The organism is Cytobacillus sp. ABV4_503 (genome assembly GCF_056158445.1).
Map to the genome: position 1 here is coordinate 1,804,780 of NZ_JBSWTH010000001.1, position 15,086 is coordinate 1,819,865.

Genomic DNA, 15,086 nt, shown 5'->3' on the forward strand with positions numbered 1-15,086 from the left:
AGGCTAAAAGAACTTTTGGAGAAAAAGTATGACAAATATATTATTGATTGCAACTTTGGCTATGATTTTTATATTATTTATCTTTTTAATTTTAATGCTGATCGGCTGGCGCTGGATCATGAAGCGGCTCGTTAAGCAGGCAGGGAAAATAATAATGACAGACAGCTACCAGGAAAATCTGATTGAGCTGATCCCTGGTTTTAAGCATATGGGCATTCAAAATGCACTTGAAAACAACCTGCGTGCCGAAACGGGTGATGTCCTTCACCGCCCATTTGGTTCATCGAAAAAATGGCCTCATTTTGATGAGATTACCTTTATTCCTGCTCAGACCTCGCCATTTCCCATAGACGGGGATGAAGATGTTGATGTGAAGGTGACCATCGGGCCAAAATCGAAAAAACCAATGAAAATCAAAATACCTCTGATGATTAGCGGAATGGCCTATGGAATCGCATTGAGTGAGCAAGTGAAAATTGCCCTGGCAACAGCTGCCAAGAATACAGGTACGGCTGTCAATTCCGGCGAAGGAGGTATTCTTCCTGAAGAGCTTGAAAGTGCAGGAAAATATATCCTTCAATTTTCCAAAACCGAGTGGGGAAAGGAAGAAAAAACCATCAAGCGTGCTGACATGATTGAAATTAAGCTGGGGCAGGGAGCAGTAATGGGGATGGGAGGAAACATATCTCCTGAAAATCTAACCGGCCGTGCAAGGGAAGTAATGGGGTTAAAGGAAAATGAAACTGCCCATATAATGGAACATTTTTTTGATAAACAGACATTGAAGGATTTAAAGGAGCTGGTGGATGAACTCCGCAGTATGACCGGAGGTGTCCCCATTGGTGCAAAAATAGGGGCAGGAGGAAAAATAGAAGAAGACATTGACCATCTAATCGAAATCGGGGTTGATTTTATAGCAGTTGACGGGGGACAGGGAGCTTCTGTGGGTGCGCCGCCTTTATTGGCGGATGATTTTGGAATTCCAACCTTGCATGCTCTCAACCGTGCATCCAATCACCTTGAAAAACGAAAAAAGAAAGGGGAAGTCAGCTTAATTGTATCAGGCGGCCTCTTCACACCAGGACACTTTTTAAAAGTCCTTGCGCTTGGTGCGGATGCTGTCTACCTTGGTTCTGTCATGCTGTTTACTGTCTCCCATAAGCAGACTTTGAATTCGCTGCCTTTTGAACCGCCGACACAATCTGTCTGGAACCAAGGTAAATTCAAGGATACCTTTAAAATCGAAGATGGGACAAAATCTGCAGAAAAGTTTTTAACCGCGAGCACGGAGGAAATCAAAATGGCATTGCGAGCCATGGGGAAAAAGTCTTTAAAAGAATTGTCCAAGAAAGACCTTGTGTCCTATGATGAGCTGACAGCGAAAATGATCGGGATTCCATTTTCCTTTGAACCTTGGGAAGACAAATCAAAGAAAACAGAATAGCAGCCTGGCTTATGGAGCCAGGCTGCTATTCATCAATGTCTCTTTTAACTTTTGTTTTCTTCGGGGGCTGAAACCGATGCGGATTTTGCGTTCTTAAATACACAGGCCTTAAAGGCTGAAAAGGGAATCTCAGAAATGAATCTTTCAAGTCCCGGTATCTTGGCGGGTAGAACGGCTCCAAAAACGGCCTTCCAAGAGAAGTAAGCCTGATCATATGTGTCAACAAGATGCATGAACAGAACAACACACCTACAAAACCCCATAAATTTGCGAAAAATAAAAACGGAAATCTTAGAAATCGAATCGTATTATTCATCTTGTATACAGGTGTAGTAAAAGAGGCAAGAGCTGCCAGTGCGATAATGATTAACAGGACATTACTTGTCAGCCCTGCCTGCACAGATGCAGTCCCAATAACAATCCCTCCTACGATACCGATTGTCTGCCCGACTTTCGTGGGCAATCTGGCTCCAGCTTCTCTTAAAAGCTCAATTACCAGTTCAAGCATTAATGCTTCATAGAAAGGCGGCAGAGGAATATGCTGTCTTGAAGTCACCAGTGTTCCTAACAAATCCGTGGGGATGAGCTCCATATGATAAGTAAGCGTTGCAACATAAATAGACGTGATCTGTATGGAAAAAATAACTGAAAAGGCCCGCAGAATTCTTGCAAAAGACGCGATAGTCCAATTTAAAAAATAATCTTCAAAGGAACTGAAGAATTCAGAAAACGTTGTAGGGGTAATCAGCACATGCGGCGACCCTTCTATGGCGATCACGATTTTTCCTTCAGCAAGGACAGCGGCTGCCCTGTCCGGCCTTTCTGTATCCAGCAGCTGCGGGAATGGAGAGTTCTTATTATCAGAAATGAGCTGTCCAATATATGAACTGTCAGTAATTTCATCAAAATCGATATTTTCGATTCTTTCTTTAACCATGCTGACATAATCTGCATTCGTGATTCCCTCAATATAGAGGACGGCAACCACTGTTCGGGATATACTTCCGATTATATATTCCTCAATGATCAGTTCAGAGATGGGCAGCCGTTTGCGGATTAAGTTCAAATTATTGCCTAAGGACTCAACAAATGCTTCCTTCGGTCCAATCACCGTTTGCTCGACTTCCGGATGAGTCAGCTCCCTTACGTATGAACATTTAGCAGCCATAAAAGCCGCTTTTTGTTTTTCGGCTTCCACTGTAACCATCACATAGCCATTCAAAAGCAAATGTTCTGCTTTAGAAAGATCCTCACAAATTTGTATGCTTGCGGACGGCAAAAGCTTTTTCAAATCATCGATTTCGCTGAACTTACCCTGAAGAAGCTGAGGGAGCAAACTTTTGGTGATCATTTTTTGGTCTGTTAGTGTTTTAAAATAAATAAAAGAAAAACAGAGGCCTGTTTGTCTATTGCTGTAATATACTTTTTGAAAATCATGAGATCGTGAAAATGACTTCTCCAGCTCGTTAAATTCAATCTCGGATATACTTTTCTTCTTTTTTAACTCTTTTTTCATACACAAATCACCAGTTTGTTAAGGCATTATGTGTTAGTGTTACCGTTTTTGGAAGGATTATGAATGAATAATAACTAAAAAAAAGCCTTCCTGATCATGAGGAAGGCCTTGATAACTAAACGGATTCTTCTTCCGGCTGTTTAAAACAGGCAGAAACAAGAATTTCAAGATTCTCAAGTTCTTTAGCATCCAAAAAGGAGATGCAGCTGCGCAAAGTATTCAGTGCGCTATCAATGAGAAATTTTCTTGGTTTTTTCGAATGGACCATTTCTTCTTGAATAAAGTCCAGAAGATCAATGCAATCGTTCTGTTCTTCCTGTTGTATGGACTTTTTTATAGTCAATATGGATTTACAAAGAATATGCACATTTCTATGATCTGTCTGCTTAAATCTGTTTTCAATCAGTTCAGGCTTCAGCAGATACTCATCGGCAGAACTGACCTCTTCAACGACCTTCCTGATTCTTTCTACACTATAACGGACCACAGGATTAATGCTTGAAGAGAACTCAAAGAATTTTGTATAGTATTTTACGTTATGATGGAGGATTCCAAGGAACATCACGGCGCAGTCCAGTAAATATGGTTTCTTGTCTTCTCCAAAAATCTCAATAAACCGGTTGAAAATCCAATCCACCATTCTAAGCTGACCTTCCTTAATGAACTGCTTGAGTTCAGGGTCATTTGAAACAAGCACTTCTTCAAAAAGGGCCACCAATTTATTTGTTCGATTCATATTCATTTGTAATTCTATCTGCTGTGTGAAGACTTCTAAGCTGCTTGGATCCTGGCCAATAAGAAGCTTATTGCGTTCATCTTCCATTTTTTTATGCAATGTTTTAAAAATGGACATAAGCAGCTCATTTTTTGAAGAAAAATAATTATAGAATGTTCCTTTGGAAATGCCGCTGTATTCTAAAATATCCTGAATGGAGGTAGCTTGAAAACCTTTATCCAGGAATAATTGATGTGCTTTATTTATTACATGAAGTTTCCTATCATTCATTTATTATCACCTGTCATTTTATTTGAACTGTGTGTATAATCTAATAGTACATCATTCTGAGATTTTTCACAAACCCTCTATTTAACAAGGATTTTTTTGTTGCATAAATTGTACTCATGGTATATTATATGGTTTGTGTGTAACGCGAGTATAAAAGAATGAACTGATAGTACAGGAGGAAAAATGCAATGGAACAAGCAATAAATAATAAAACAGATCGACCGCCCTATGGGATTCTGGCTGTTTTAATGATTGGGGCATTTATTGCCTTTTTGAATAATACATTGTTAAATATTGCCTTGCCATCTATTATGGCAGATTTGGAAATTGAAGCGGCAACTGTGCAGTGGCTGACCACCGGTTTTATGCTGGTAAATGGTATTTTAATCCCGGCTACTGCATTTTTAATTGAAAAATATACAGTCCGCAGGTTATTTATTGTGGCAATGGGGCTATTTACAATTGGTACCCTTGTAGCGGGGGTTGCTCATGCATTCCCGGTATTGCTTGCAGGCAGGATGCTGCAGGCATCAGGATCGGCTATCATGATGCCATTATTAATGAATGTTATGCTGATCAGCTTCCCGGTGGAAAAACGCGGGGCAGCCATGGGTGTATTTGGCCTGATCTTAATGTTTGCCCCTGCAATTGGGCCGACTCTTTCCGGATGGATTATTGAACACTATGATTGGAGAATGCTATTCCATTTCCTTTCGCCGATTGCCGGAGTCATACTCGTGCTTGGCGCGGTCATGCTGAAAGACAAAAAGGAAAAAGTGAATATTCGTCTGGATCTGTTTTCCCTTATTCTATCAAGTATAGGTTTTGGCGGAATACTTTATGGATTTAGTTCTGCAGGGAATAAAGGCTGGGACAGTCCTCACGTGTATTTGACCATTGCTGTAGGTGTTATCAGCTTAGTATGGTTTATCCTAAAACAATCAAAATCTGATCGTCCAATGCTCAACTTTGGCGTTTATAAGTACCCGATGTTTGCCTTGTCATCAGCTATCAGCATGACGGTTAATATGGCGCTGTTCTCCGGGATGATTCTGATTCCGATTTATGTTCAGACATTAAGGGGAATTTCACCGCTGGATGCAGGATTGATGATGCTTCCAGGAGCCATTGTTATGGCCGTGATGTCGCCATTAACAGGAAAGCTGTTCGATAAAATAGGCGGGCGGATATTGGCGATCATTGGGTTAGCCATTACAGTAGGAACTACTTATGTATTCAGCAGGCTGACTCTGGAAACAACTTATACACAGTTGATTATTCTGAACTCAATCAGGATGTTCGGGATGTCCATGGTTATGATGCCAGTTTCTACGAATGGCTTGAACCAGCTGCCAAGAAGATTATATCCTCATGGAACAGCAATGAACAACACGCTGAACCAGGTGGCAGGTGCCATTGGTACAGCCTTATTGGTAACAGTTATGTCAACAAGGACGGAAACTCATGCTGCGGAAATCGCGAAAGAAGCGATGAAAGGCGGGGCTATGGCTAATGGCGGTCAAATGACTGAAGCCGCTGTGGCGGAAATGCAGCAGCAGGTATTAACGAAAGCCATGCTTGAGGGAATCAACGATGCTTTCTTCGTAGCAACCTTTATCGCTGCAGCTGCACTGGTTCTGTCCTTCTTCATTAAACGTGCAACACCAATGGAAGACGCGGTCGAAGAGTCAAAGCAGGAGAATATGGTGCCTAAATTGGCAAAAAGTTAATTACCAGAGGGGGAATCTTAGGATTCCTTCTTTTTTATATAGGTTTTAAATGAAAAAGCCTGCAATGCTTTCTGAGCATTTGCAGGCCTTCTTATTATCTATTTTTTCCAATTAATTTGATTGATTGATGTCCGCTGTGAGGGTGAGGTGAAAATAGAATATGATCCAGATACAGAGCTTCCAGCTTTCTGTCACTTAAATTAAACAAGCTGTGATTATGCTGGAATTTAGATAGAGATAATAATTTGCTGATTAACGTTTCTCTGTTTAATGGCATGTATTGAACCCTCCCTTTTGTTAGTTATATTTTAATTCATATTTATCCGATTAGTCAAGTAGGGATTAAGCAATTTTAAAACTAGCTGTTTTCGCAAGGTTTGTTGCTTTTGTATATTATTTACTGAGTTGATTGTAGCGGAAGGTGCGAGGTCCTCGAAAATACATTCGCATTTCCTTCGTGCGGTGTTTATACAAGATGCTTATTCAAAGTCCTGAGGGAGTAGCGGGACAGGTGAGACCCCGCAGACGCGCAGCGTAGAGGAGGCTCACCGCCTGCCCCGCGGAAAGCGAGCAGCCTGGAGCGGAAATAAACGGACAAAATTGAAAGGCGAAAAACAACAATTTATACCAAAAGAGCAAAAAATTATAATAATAAATACCGTTACTATTTTTAAATTTAAAAAATTCAGAAAAGTATAGACGTTTTTTGTTGGATCCAGTATCCTAATATTAGATGGCTAAAGTTTTCTTAAGATAGGAGGGTTGGGATTATAAACGTGAATGCAGCTGCCAGCGATATTTTAAAAAAACTTGAGAATTTCTCAAGCGAAGAATTAGATCAGATCTACCACGTTATAAGGGCACTAAAAGAGCCAAAAAAGGAACTGCATTATACAGGGAGGCTTTTAGGAATCGGTTTTGAAGAAAATGGAGAAATGAGCATGGAATTGGGCATGCAGAATGCCAATACATATGATGTTGCCCAAGGTGGAGCTCTCTATACATTGGCAGATGTATCTATTGGATTCCACATAATGACCCAGATACCAAAAGATTCCGAAGTCTACACCTTGGAGTTGAAAATGAATTATATTAGGCCTGGCAAAGGAAAAAAGTTGTATGCCGAACCTACAATAGTTCATCTTGGCCGAAGTACTGTTGTTTCAGAGTGCAAAATTCTGGATGAAAAAGGACAGCCAGTGGCGATCGCATTGGGAACATTTTTTTTAAAACATAAGGAGGGGAATTTATAATGAGTGTAAAATTTGATGACGGAATACAAGTAAGGCGTGAAGTTTTAGGGGCTGAGTATGTTGATAACTCCATAAATAATGCAACCAGTTTCACAAAGCCTCTTCAGGAATTAGTGACAGAGTATTGCTGGGGAGAAATTTGGACTAGAGAAGGTTTGCCTAAAAAGACGAGAAGCATGATTAATTTAGCAATGCTGACTGCACTAAATCGCCCCCATGAATTAAAGCTTCACTTACGAGGCGCCATCAATAATGGTGTTACAAAAGAAGAGATTCAGGAAATATTTTTACAGACTGCCATTTATTGCGGAGTACCAGCATCATTGGACAGTTTTAAGACTGCCCAGGAAATTTTTAAGGAAATGGGAATAGAAGAATAATAGTTTGTCTTAGCCATGCTTCTAGTTAGAAACACCATTCTGCCAGGTTAAAGAAGAATGGTGTTTCCCTATTTATAAATTATTTATTGAATCTTTTGATAATTAATACTATTATAAAATTAAAGCTGTCGACAGCCGACAGATTACCAATTAAAAAGTGAAAGGGGTGGGAATATGAGCCAGAAACCTCTTGAGAAAGCACTTCCATTTTACCTTCAAATTCAGCAAACTATTAAAGATCGAATTTGGCACGGAGAATATAAACCAGGAGACCGGTTATACGAAGCCCAGCTTGCCAAGCAATTCTCCATCAGCCGCAGCCCTGTTAGAGAAGCGATCCGGATATTAATTAATGAGGGCCTTCTGTGTATGGATGAAAAATCTCAAATCACGGTATATAAGCCAACATTGAAAGATGTTAAAGATATCTATGGCTGCAGGATTGCACTGGAATCGGCTGCTGTGGCTCTGGCAGCAGAGAGGGCAACAGAGGCACAAATAGCAGAACTGGGAAGTATCATAGCTGGAACAGAAGCGGCAATCAAAAAAAATGATAAGGAAGAAATTGTAAATTGGAACACGAAGTTTCATGAGAAAATCATTTTAATAAGTGAAAATGAAAGGTTAAAAAAACTAGTGGATGAACTTCATTCATTAATTTATTATTACAGGCTTTTAAATATTGAGGGTGATGAGCGTGGACCTATTATTTTAAAAGGCCACAAGGAAATCTTTAAAGCGATCAGTGAAAGAAATCCAGAAAAAGCAGCACAATGTTTAATGGAACATACCCAGGAGGATTTAAAAAACCTGATATATCTTATTGAGGGAAAAGAGGAGATTAAATGAGGATTGTAGATGCTGAGGTTTTAACTGAAAGCGTTGCCAAGCTTTGCTGGGAAGCATGCTACTATTTGCCTGATGATGTTTTGGCAGGGTTTAAACGAGCCGAAAAAACAGAGGCTTCACCTATCGGGAAGTCCATTCTTCAGCAGCTGATGGAGAATGCAGAGGAAGCTAAAACTAATCATATGCCTTATTGTCATGATACTGGCATGGCTGTTGTTTTTGTTGAGATCGGGCAGGATGTGCATATTATAGGCGGAAATTACTTAGATTGCATTCAAGAAGGAGTTCGGACTGGATACAGGGAAGGGTATCTACGCAAATCTGTTGTAGGTGATCCTTTGCTTCGTGTAAACACAGGAGATAATACCCCAGCAGTCGTACATACGGAAATTGTGCCTGGTGATCAAATTAAGATTACCGTTCTGCCAAAGGGCGGCGGAAGTGAGAATATGAGCGCTATGAAATTTCTGCTTCCAGGGGAAGGTGTCGAAGGTGTTAAGAATTTTGTCCTTCAGACAATTAAAGATGCCGGGGGGAAGGCGTGCCCGCCCGTTGTGGTAGGAGTGGGGATTGGCGGCAGTTTTGATAAAGTAACATCTCTTGCGAAACATGCTGTATTAAGAGAAATTGGTGTTCACCACCCTGACCCACATATTGCAGAGCTTGAAAAGGAATTACTGGAAGCCATTAATAATACAGGGATTGGACCTCAGGGACTTGGCGGGACGAGCACAGCATTATGGGTGCCTATCGAAACATTCGCATGCCATATTACAGCCTTGCCTGTGGCAGTTAATATTCAGTGTCATGCTGCAAGAAAGAAAACAATTGTTATTTAAATGAAAGCTGGGAGGGATTCGATGCCGGAATACAGGCTGCAAACACCTATAAACAAGGAAGATATAAAGAAATTAAAAATTGGCGATACTGTATCGCTGACAGGAACGATTTTCATGGCCAGAGACGCTGCGCATAAAAGAATGGTAGAGCTGCTTGAAAATAATAAGCCTTTGCCAGTGGAACTAAAAGGGGAAGTCATCTTTTACGCAGGTCCTTGCCCTCCAAAACCTGGACAGGTAATAGGACCGGTAGCACCGACTACTGCATTTAGGATGGATCCATACGCACCCGCAATGTACGAATATGGCGTTGTCGGAACGATTGGGAAAGGCCCGAGGAGAGATATGGTGAAGGATGCCTGCAAGAAACATGGCGCAGTTTCATTTGCGGCGATTGGTGGATTGTCAACCATTCTAAGCAGGAGAGTGAAAGCTGTCCAGGTGGTTGCATATGAAGACTTAGGACCAGAAGCGATAAGAAGACTGGAAGTTCAGGATTTCCCTTTGCTTGTAGCATATGATTCAAACGGTGACGATTTATACCAGCAAGAGATTGCAAAATATGAAAATTTCAATCAAAAAACAAATAAGGGAGCTGTATGATGATGAAAAAATTTGAAGTTGCCGTAATACCTGGGGATGGAATTGGAAAAGAAGTAGTACCTGTATCTTTAAAGGTATTAGAAACGGTTGCAGAAGTTCACGGTGGAATAAAATTTGATTTTCAATCTTTCCCTTGGAGCAGCGATTATTATGTGGAACACGGAAAGATGATGCCGGATGATGGCTTACAAACATTAAAAAACTTTGAATCTATTTTTCTTGGTGCCATCGGTAATCCAGCTTTAGTTCAAGACCACATTGCCTTATGGGGTCTGTTAATTAAGATTAGAAGGGAATTTGAACAATCTATTAATATTCGTCCTGCAAAGTATTTTAAAGGGTTAAAGTCGCCGCTGGTCAACCCTAATGATTTTGATTTAATTGTAGTACGGGAAAACAGTGAAGGAGAGTATAGTGAGGTAGGAGGAAGAATTCATAAAGGTGATGATGAACTGGCCATCCAGAATGCTATTTTTACTAAAAAGGGAACAGAAAGAGCGATGCGCTATGCCTTCGAACTAGCAAAGAAAAGAAGAGGCCATGTGACATCAGCTACCAAGTCTAATGGGATTTTTCATTCCATGCCATTCTGGGATGAAGTATTTAACGAAGTCAAGGGAGAGCATCAGGATGTACAGACTGCTTCTTATCATATTGATGCCCTTGCTGCATTTTTTGTAACTCGTCCGCAAATATTCGATGTCATTGTAGCCAGCAACCTATTTGGGGACATATTGACCGACATTGGAGGAGCAATTATGGGAAGCATTGGGATTGCTCCTGCAGCAAATATCAATCTTAACGGAAAGTATCCATCCATGTTTGAACCGGTTCATGGCTCCGCACCAGATATAGTAGGGAAAGGAATTGCTAATCCAATCGGACAAATTTGGACTGCCAAAATGATGCTGGACCACTTCGGTGAAGAGGAATTGGGCAGTAAGCTGCTTGATATTATAGAGGAGGTCACAAATGATGGTATAAAGACTCCGGATATTGGAGGAACTTCATCAACAGAAGAGGTTGGAGATGAGATTTGCAGACGGCTTAAAAAGGCGGTTTCAGTTTAACTCTTAATATCGTAATTGTAGAATCCCAGAATTCGAATCTGGGATTCTTTTTTTAGGGATTGTTATTTTTTTACTTTGGATTGATTCTCATGGCTTTATGCTATAAGGGACGGTCCGGCGATCCTGCTCTTTCTTTTCGAGTGAGAAAGGGAGCCTGTACTTACATGCATAATTGATAGACATGTCTTTAAATAATTAAAAAACAACCGCTCCTTGATTGGTGCGGTTGCCCTTTGCGTCTTACTATTAAAAAAGCAGTTTTATTTGCTTTCAGCGTCCTCAATGATATCCTTGCCGATTTTTTCAGCCCACTCATTGTAAATTGGTTCAAGGGTCTTCTTGAACTCTTCGATTTCAGCATCAGAAAGCTCATTGATTTCAACTTGCCCATTTTCTTTTAATTTTGCCAATGCATCGTCATTAAGCTTTTTAGCAGACTCTCTTGCAAGCTTTGTTCCTTCGTCAACGCCTTTTTGTACAATTGCTTTTGTTTCATCATTTAAGCCTTCCCAGAATTTTGTATTAGTCAGCAAAGCATAATCAACACGGGTATGCCCCATAATCGTCATATACTTTTGCACTTCATCAAACTTCTTGGATTCAATGTTGCTGAAAGTGTTTTCCTGTCCATCAACTGTTCCCTGCTGAAGGGCAGTATATAATTCACCGAAAGGAATAGAAGCAGACCCAGCTCCCAGTTCAGCATAGATTGCTTCAAGCAATTGTCCGCCTTGTGTCCGGATTTTCATCCCATCTAAATCCTCCGGCTTCTTGATTGCCTTTTTATCATTAGTCATGTGCTTTGCACCATTTGGCCACATAGCCTTTCCAAGCACTCCGTCTTTTTCAAGACGCTTAAAGATTTCCTGCCCTTTTTCTCCATCCCAGAACGCATTAGCAGCTTCGTCGCTTTCAAAGAGGAAAGGCATTGCAGGAATATTGAATCCAGGGTCGTTCCCAACAAGCTTAGACATATCAGGTAAAATGAATTGAACATTATTTGCAACAAGGTTCTGATATTCATCCTTATCGCCAAATAAAGAGCTGTTAGGATATACTTGTACTTTAATCTTGCCGTCTGACTCTTTTTCAATGACCTCTTTCATTTTTAGAGCACCTTGATGTTTTGGAGTATTTTCAGCTACAACGTGAGCAATTTTAATTGTTAGTTCTTGTACTCCATCGCTTTCAGCACCGCCGCCTGAACCTTCAGTTTTCTCAGAATTGCCGCACGCCGCCAGGGCGAACATCATTACCAGAGCCAGAGCCGCCAGGAACAACTTTTTCATTTTCTTCATTTATAATCCCCCTTTTTAATAAGTAATTTGATACGAATTTATTTATCTCTGTATGGTCAGCTTCTTTGTCTAAGGCAATGCTTGCTTCACTAAATTTTTGAAATACGATCTCTGGAAGTGAAGTAGCAGCATCTGCATCTTTAAAAAGCTGACTTGCCATGCCAATGTCTTTTTTGATCAATTCAAGAGAAAATCCGGAATTATAAGTTTCTGTCAAAATGAAACTTGGGAACTTATATTCTGTCGAGCCGCTCCTGCCGGTACTTTGATTAATTACATTGATTGCCTTCTCAGGCTCCACACCAAAGTTCTCCAGCAATTGCACAGCCTCACAAGATGCTAAAAGATGGGTGGCTGATAAGTAATTATTAATTGCTTTTATTAAATGGCCGCTTCCGGATGGGCCAACTAAAGAAATATTGCTGCCCAAGGCACACAGCAAACGCTTACATTTTTCGAATTGCTCTGCTGAACCGCCAGCCATGATCGTCAATGTCCCATCAACTGCTTTTTTTACTCCGCCGCTTACTGGAGCATCAACAAAGCATATATTATAAGGTTCCAGTTTTCTGCTATTTTCTTTTGTATCCGCAGGATAAGAACTGCTCATATCAATTATCATGAGAGAATTCTGATCTTGAAGCGGAACCAAAGATCTTGAATCAATGATTTCTTCCACTACCTTGTTAACGATGACAGAGGAAGGGAGCATTAACACAACATACTGTACTTTATGAATCCACTCTTTCATATTGCCGGTAGTGCCACCCAATGCCCGGAGTTCGATTAATGCGTTTTCATTTACATCTGACCCAAAAACATGGTATCCGTTCTTAAGGAGATTCTTTGCCATTGGCAGACCCATTTTCCCCAGTCCGATAAAGCCAATATTTTCTTTCATAAAAGAACATCTCCTTTAAGCCCCTTATGTAAAGAAGGAACCTTTTTTCTTCTTTGGTCAAGAGAATTATTTTCCAGAGTCTCATTGACTAAAGAGGGTTTTTTCTTTAGTGCCAAAGTACTTTCTTCTAATACCACCTTTCGACCTCCTTTTTGGATTTTGGATACAAAGTAAAATTTACGAGGTGCTAATACAGGATGATAAAAATAGTATAACAAATCAGTCGAATATTGTGAATACACTAAAAATAATAAAAAAATAAAATTTTCTGTTTATTTTTATTGCTATTTCTTGTATATTGAAAAAGAAACCAAGCAAGGATTGGATACAATCCAAAAAAGGAGTTGATTGTATGAAGCTCTTTAAATGGCTTGATCACATCGAAGAAGGCGCAGCTGGATTGCTATTTATAGGAGGAGTAGTTGTCAGTTTATATGGTGTATTTACCAGATATGTGTTAAATGCACCACAGGCATGGGTCACTGAGATTTTTGAATTTCTACTCGTATGGTCCATTTTTATCGGGTTTGGAATGGCTTTAAAAGACAATCGTCACATTCAGGTAGAGTTATTGTTTGATATGCTGCCAAAAGGATTAAAAAAGATCGTTGCAGGTATTAGTAATATCATTGGAGCGTGCTTCACCTTTTATCTAGCTTTTTCATCCCTCGAATTGATAACGCTTTCAAAAGAGCAGGGGATCACTACCATCGATGTCGGAATTCCGATTTGGATTACGTATCTGGTTCTGCCAGTGGGAATGAGTTTGCTGGGGGTTTACTTTATTGTGAAGGCTTATCGGGCATTTACAGGTGATAAACGTGAAATTACAGGAGAACTTGAGCACCTTTATGAAGAAATGCAGGAGTTAAATAAGAAAGAATCTGATCAGAAGGGAGTAGGAGCATGAGTCCGGTTCTAGTATTGTTTTTGGTCTTTGCCATTCTTTGCCTTATTAGAGTGCCTATTGCGGTCAGCTTAGGGCTTTCAAGTGTTGTAGCTCTGTCCATGATCGACTTTACTCTATATACTGTCATCCAAAAAATGTTTAACTCCTTAAATTCAGCAACACTAATGGCTATTCCAGGGTTTGTATTTGCTGGAATTATTATGTCGAAAGGCGGTATATCCTTTCATTTGATTGAAGCTCTTAAATCGTGGGTTGGCCATATTCGCGGTGGACTCGCGGTTGTTACCATCCTTGCATGTATGATTTTTGCTGCAATATCTGGTTCAAGTCCCGCTACAGCAGCAGCCATCGGGAGCATTATGATACCAGGAATGGTAAAGGCTGGTTACAGCAAGCGCTATGCAATGGGATTAGTTGCAGCAGCAGGGACACTTGGAATTCTGATTCCACCCTCCATACCATTAATCATCTACGCGTCTGTTGCAGAAGAATCTGTAGGTAAACTATTTGCTGCGGGGATTATCCCGGGTTTATTGCTTGGCGGTATTTTACTTGTTTCTGCAATTGTTAACGCACGCATTCATAATTATGGAAAATTGCCGAAAGAGCCAATGAATGTACGCTGGAAAAAGACCTATAAGGCCATTTGGGGGTTTCTTCTTCCTGTTATTATCCTCGGAGGAATATACTCTGGAATTGTAACCCCAACTGAAGCAGCATTTGTTTCATGTTTCTATGGAATCATTGTTTCAGTATTTATCTATAAAGAAATGTCGTTTCCTAAATTCAGGGAAGTACTTAAGGAATCCATCAATATTACTTCGATGATCTTCCTGGTTATTGCCTCAGCTATGATCTTTGGAATGTTCTTAACGACAGAGCAAGTACCGCAAAGTTTCGCGGCATGGATTGAAGAAAGCACAACGAATAAATGGATTTTTATGATTGGTGTTAATTTAATGTTCTTCGTGCTTGGAATGTTCCTGGAAGCTGTAGCGATTATCTTAATTACCTTGCCAATTTTACTTCCGGTTCTAGTGATGTTTGATATTAATATTATTCACTTTGCGATTATAATGACGATTAATATGGAATTGGCAATGATTACTCCTCCTGTAGGATTGAATCTTTTTGTAGTAAGCGGAATCACTAGGGAAAAAGTAGGGGAAGTAGTAAGGGGAGTCCTGCCTTTCTTCGCTCTTATGGTATTGGCCCTTATATTAATTGTTATTTTCCCGCAGATTTCACTGTTATTAGCAAAATAATTCTTGGCAGTTTTTACAATGC

The 15,086-nt window shown here is 40.2% G+C and carries 16 protein-coding genes; 10 read left to right on the top strand and 6 right to left on the bottom strand.

The window, feature by feature from the left end; all coding sequences use genetic code 11:
- Positions 1 to 28: 28 nt before the first annotated feature.
- The gene (locus ACXAD1_RS09080; RefSeq protein ID WP_206836994.1) at positions 29 to 1,444 is read left to right on the top strand and encodes an FMN-binding glutamate synthase family protein; all 1,416 of its coding nucleotides are present in this window, start codon (positions 29 to 31) and stop codon (positions 1,442 to 1,444) included.
- Between the two features lie 25 nt (positions 1,445 to 1,469).
- Here the strand turns inward: ACXAD1_RS09080 and ACXAD1_RS09085 are convergent, their stop codons facing one another.
- Together ACXAD1_RS09085 and ACXAD1_RS09090 are read right to left on the bottom strand one after the other, a co-directional pair.
- Positions 1,470 to 2,960, bottom strand: a complete 1,491-nt coding sequence (locus tag ACXAD1_RS09085; RefSeq protein ID WP_370224945.1) for a spore germination protein — start codon at positions 2,958 to 2,960, stop codon at positions 1,470 to 1,472.
- Positions 2,961 to 3,075: 115 nt separating this feature from the next.
- Entirely contained in the window at positions 3,076 to 3,966 is an 891-nt protein-coding gene (locus ACXAD1_RS09090) for a TetR/AcrR family transcriptional regulator (RefSeq protein ID WP_206837000.1), read from the bottom strand.
- Between the two features lie 188 nt (positions 3,967 to 4,154).
- On the opposite strand from ACXAD1_RS09090, the gene ACXAD1_RS09095 reads away from it, so the two are divergent.
- Complete coding sequence (locus ACXAD1_RS09095; protein WP_206837003.1) at positions 4,155 to 5,696, top strand: DHA2 family efflux MFS transporter permease subunit; 1,542 nt, start codon at positions 4,155 to 4,157, stop codon at positions 5,694 to 5,696.
- Positions 5,697 to 5,790: 94 nt separating this feature from the next.
- On the opposite strand, the gene ACXAD1_RS09100 is transcribed toward ACXAD1_RS09095, so the two are convergent.
- A complete protein-coding gene (locus ACXAD1_RS09100; protein ID WP_076256156.1) occupies positions 5,791 to 5,973 on the bottom strand; it encodes a hypothetical protein in 183 nt (60 codons plus the stop codon).
- Between the two features lie 499 nt (positions 5,974 to 6,472).
- Between ACXAD1_RS09100 and ACXAD1_RS09105 the strand changes: the two genes are divergently transcribed.
- From ACXAD1_RS09105 to ACXAD1_RS09130, 6 genes are all read left to right on the top strand, one after another.
- Complete coding sequence (locus tag ACXAD1_RS09105; RefSeq protein ID WP_206837006.1) at positions 6,473 to 6,949, top strand: PaaI family thioesterase; 477 nt, start codon at positions 6,473 to 6,475, stop codon at positions 6,947 to 6,949.
- Complete coding sequence (gene pcaC, locus ACXAD1_RS09110) at positions 6,949 to 7,329, top strand: 4-carboxymuconolactone decarboxylase (RefSeq protein ID WP_474909872.1); 381 nt, start codon at positions 6,949 to 6,951, stop codon at positions 7,327 to 7,329. Before ACXAD1_RS09105 ends, pcaC begins: the two co-directional genes overlap by 1 nt.
- A 174-nt stretch (positions 7,330 to 7,503) precedes the next feature.
- Positions 7,504 to 8,178, top strand: coding sequence for a GntR family transcriptional regulator (locus ACXAD1_RS09115; protein WP_474909873.1), 675 nt, complete (start codon positions 7,504 to 7,506; stop codon positions 8,176 to 8,178).
- A complete protein-coding gene (locus ACXAD1_RS09120; protein ID WP_035330509.1) occupies positions 8,175 to 9,017 on the top strand; it encodes a fumarate hydratase in 843 nt (280 codons plus the stop codon). The genes ACXAD1_RS09115 and ACXAD1_RS09120 overlap by 4 nt, the downstream gene beginning before the upstream one ends.
- A 21-nt stretch (positions 9,018 to 9,038) precedes the next feature.
- Positions 9,039 to 9,620: a FumA C-terminus/TtdB family hydratase beta subunit gene (locus ACXAD1_RS09125; protein WP_474909874.1), complete on the top strand. Its 582-nt coding sequence runs from the start codon at positions 9,039 to 9,041 to the stop codon at positions 9,618 to 9,620.
- Entirely contained in the window at positions 9,617 to 10,690 is a 1,074-nt protein-coding gene (locus ACXAD1_RS09130) for a tartrate dehydrogenase (RefSeq protein ID WP_474909875.1), read from the top strand. The genes ACXAD1_RS09125 and ACXAD1_RS09130 overlap by 4 nt, the downstream gene beginning before the upstream one ends.
- Before the next feature lie 260 nt (positions 10,691 to 10,950).
- Here the strand turns inward: ACXAD1_RS09130 and ACXAD1_RS09135 are convergent, their stop codons facing one another.
- From ACXAD1_RS09135 to ACXAD1_RS09145, 3 genes are read right to left on the bottom strand one after another with little or no spacing between them, the layout of a single operon-like run.
- Complete coding sequence (locus ACXAD1_RS09135) at positions 10,951 to 11,988, bottom strand: DctP family TRAP transporter solute-binding subunit (protein WP_206837012.1); 1,038 nt, start codon at positions 11,986 to 11,988, stop codon at positions 10,951 to 10,953.
- Positions 11,909 to 12,889 carry an NAD(P)-dependent oxidoreductase gene (locus tag ACXAD1_RS09140; RefSeq protein ID WP_474909876.1) on the bottom strand — a complete coding sequence of 327 codons (981 nt, stop codon included), beginning with the start codon at positions 12,887 to 12,889 and terminating at the stop codon, positions 11,909 to 11,911. Before ACXAD1_RS09140 ends, ACXAD1_RS09135 begins: the two co-directional genes overlap by 80 nt.
- Entirely contained in the window at positions 12,886 to 13,026 is a 141-nt protein-coding gene (locus ACXAD1_RS09145) for a hypothetical protein (RefSeq protein ID WP_206837017.1), read from the bottom strand. The genes ACXAD1_RS09140 and ACXAD1_RS09145 overlap by 4 nt, the downstream gene beginning before the upstream one ends.
- Before the next feature lie 215 nt (positions 13,027 to 13,241).
- Here ACXAD1_RS09145 and ACXAD1_RS09150 point away from each other — a divergent pair, with 215 nt between their 5' ends.
- Together ACXAD1_RS09150 and ACXAD1_RS09155 are read left to right on the top strand one after the other, a co-directional pair.
- Entirely contained in the window at positions 13,242 to 13,799 is a 558-nt protein-coding gene (locus ACXAD1_RS09150; RefSeq protein WP_206837020.1) for a TRAP transporter small permease, read from the top strand.
- Complete coding sequence (locus ACXAD1_RS09155; RefSeq protein ID WP_206837024.1) at positions 13,796 to 15,064, top strand: TRAP transporter large permease; 1,269 nt, start codon at positions 13,796 to 13,798, stop codon at positions 15,062 to 15,064. Before ACXAD1_RS09150 ends, ACXAD1_RS09155 begins: the two co-directional genes overlap by 4 nt.
- The last annotated feature ends 22 nt before the right edge of the window (positions 15,065 to 15,086 follow it).

Bases quoted from the DNA above. Each gene is read 5' to 3' on its own strand.
- ACXAD1_RS09080 (WP_206836994.1), top strand. From the start codon at position 29: ATGACAAATATATTATTGATTGCAACTTTGGCTATGATTTTTATATTA.
- ACXAD1_RS09085 (WP_370224945.1), bottom strand. From the start codon at position 2,960: ATGAAAAAAGAGTTAAAAAAGAAGAAAAGTATATCCGAGATTGAATTT.
- ACXAD1_RS09090 (WP_206837000.1), bottom strand. From the start codon at position 3,966: ATGAATGATAGGAAACTTCATGTAATAAATAAAGCACATCAATTATTC.
- ACXAD1_RS09095 (WP_206837003.1), top strand. From the start codon at position 4,155: ATGGAACAAGCAATAAATAATAAAACAGATCGACCGCCCTATGGGATT.
- ACXAD1_RS09100 (WP_076256156.1), bottom strand. From the start codon at position 5,973: ATGCCATTAAACAGAGAAACGTTAATCAGCAAATTATTATCTCTATCT.
- pcaC (WP_474909872.1), top strand. From the start codon at position 6,949: ATGAGTGTAAAATTTGATGACGGAATACAAGTAAGGCGTGAAGTTTTA.
- ACXAD1_RS09115 (WP_474909873.1), top strand. From the start codon at position 7,504: ATGAGCCAGAAACCTCTTGAGAAAGCACTTCCATTTTACCTTCAAATT.
- ACXAD1_RS09120 (WP_035330509.1), top strand. From the start codon at position 8,175: ATGAGGATTGTAGATGCTGAGGTTTTAACTGAAAGCGTTGCCAAGCTT.
- ACXAD1_RS09125 (WP_474909874.1), top strand. From the start codon at position 9,039: ATGCCGGAATACAGGCTGCAAACACCTATAAACAAGGAAGATATAAAG.
- ACXAD1_RS09130 (WP_474909875.1), top strand. From the start codon at position 9,617: ATGATGATGAAAAAATTTGAAGTTGCCGTAATACCTGGGGATGGAATT.
- ACXAD1_RS09135 (WP_206837012.1), bottom strand. From the start codon at position 11,988: ATGAAGAAAATGAAAAAGTTGTTCCTGGCGGCTCTGGCTCTGGTAATG.
- ACXAD1_RS09140 (WP_474909876.1), bottom strand. From the start codon at position 12,889: ATGAAAGAAAATATTGGCTTTATCGGACTGGGGAAAATGGGTCTGCCA.
- ACXAD1_RS09150 (WP_206837020.1), top strand. From the start codon at position 13,242: ATGAAGCTCTTTAAATGGCTTGATCACATCGAAGAAGGCGCAGCTGGA.
- ACXAD1_RS09155 (WP_206837024.1), top strand. From the start codon at position 13,796: ATGAGTCCGGTTCTAGTATTGTTTTTGGTCTTTGCCATTCTTTGCCTT.